This is a genomic window from Nostocoides australiense Ben110, from assembly GCF_001050535.1.
GTDB classification, from domain to species: domain Bacteria; phylum Actinomycetota; class Actinomycetes; order Actinomycetales; family Dermatophilaceae; genus Nostocoides_A; species Nostocoides_A australiense.
In genome coordinates this window covers 3,561,809-3,563,419 of record NZ_HG764815.1, presented here as the reverse complement: position 1 = coordinate 3,563,419, position 1,611 = coordinate 3,561,809, and the positions used below count along the sequence as shown (strand labels likewise).

At 67.2% G+C, this 1,611-nt stretch carries 1 protein-coding gene; it reads right to left on the bottom strand.

What is annotated here, in order from left to right; translation table 11 throughout:
* Window positions 1-203: 203 nt before the first annotated feature.
* On the bottom strand, window positions 204-1,445 hold the full coding sequence (locus BN11_RS17405) for an IS256 family transposase (RefSeq protein WP_048699584.1): 1,242 nt from the start codon (window positions 1,443-1,445) through the stop codon (window positions 204-206).
* Between the last annotated feature and the right edge of the window lie 166 nt (window positions 1,446-1,611).

The following is a 1,611-nucleotide window of genomic DNA, read 5'->3' as shown; positions in this document are numbered from 1 at the left end:
TGGCCGTCGTGCTCGCCCGCCCGGCGCCGGGCGAAAGCCAGCACGTCGGGGTAGGTCGCCGCATACAAGCTGCGGAACCGCTCCTCGGGACTGACCGGCATACCCCTAACTGTCCGGCATCGACGCTGATGTAACGGCGAGGGCGCGGAGGTCAAGTCCGCTGGGGTGGTGTACGAGGTTGATCCTTCTGTTGGGCGTGTCGCTCAGGCTGTGAGGGCCTGAAGTTCGGTGGTCACCTCCTCGGTGGTGGCGGTCTCGACGGTTTGGGCGCGGGCGAGGACATCGAGTCCGAGGTAGCGGCGGCCTTCGGCCCACTCGTCGTGTTGTTCGGCTAGGACGGCGCCGACGAGGCGGATGATGCTGGCTCGGTCGGGGAAGATGCCGACGACGTCGGTACGGCGGCGGATTTCCCGGTTGAGTCGCTCGTTGGGGTTGTTCGACCAGATCTGACGCCAGATCTCCTTCGGGAGCGCGGTGAACGCGAGGATGTCAGCGCGGACTTGCTCGAGGTGGTCAGCCACCGCAGGGAGCTTGCCGGCCAGAGCCTCGACGACGCGGTCGAACTGGGCGTGCACCGCCTCGGCGTCGGGCTGGTCATAGATCGAGTGCAGCAGCGCCTTGACCCACCCCCAGCTGTTCTTCGGGGTCGCCGACATCAAGTTCGCGGCGTAGTGAGTGCGGCAGCGTTGCCAGGCCGCGCCGGGCAGGGTGGCACCGATCGCGGAGACCAGCCCCGCGTGGGCGTCAGAGGTGACCAGCTTGACCCCGGACAGGCCGCGGGCGGTCAGATCGCGGAAGAACGCCAGCCAACCCGCGCCGTCCTCGCTGGAGGTGACCTGCACCCCTAGGATCTCGCGGTGGCCGTCGGCGTTGACTCCGGTGGCGACCAGCACGTGCACCGGCACCACCCGGCCACCCTCGCGGACCTTGAGCACGAGGGCGTCGGCCGCGACGAAGGTGAACGGTCCGGCCTGCTCCAGCCGGCGGGTGCGGAATTGCTCAACGTGCTCGTCGAGGTCTTTGGCCATCTCCGAGACCTGCGACTTCGACAGGCCAGTGATCCCGAGAGCCTGCACTAGCTTGTCCATCCGCCGCGTGGAGACCCCGAGCAGGTAGCAGGTCGCCACCACACTCGTCAGGGCCCGCTCGGCACGCTTGCGACGCTCCAGCAGCCAATCCGGGTACAACGAGCCCTGACGCAGCTTGGGGACCGCGACATCCAAGGTGCCGACCCGGGTGTCAAGGTCGCGGTGACGGTAGCCGTTGCGGGAGTTCACCCGATCGCTGGTGCGTTCGCCGTAGCCGGCGCCGCACACCGCGTCAGCCTGCGCGGACAGGAGCGCGTTGACGAAGGTGGTCAGTAAGTCTCGCATCAGATCGGGGCTCGCCTGGGAGAGCTGCTCGTTGAGGAACTGGGCAGGGTCGATACTGGGCACAGCGGTCATCGTGTTCTCCGTTCGAGAGTGCTTTGGAAGGTTCACTCGAAGGATGCACCCGGTGACCGCGCCTACGTTGGAGGCGGACGCTCACCCGGGTCCGTCGTACACCACTCTGCTGGACTCCACTGGCGCGGACAGAACCGGAAGTGAGGTGCTGGATCGTTTTCGGAGT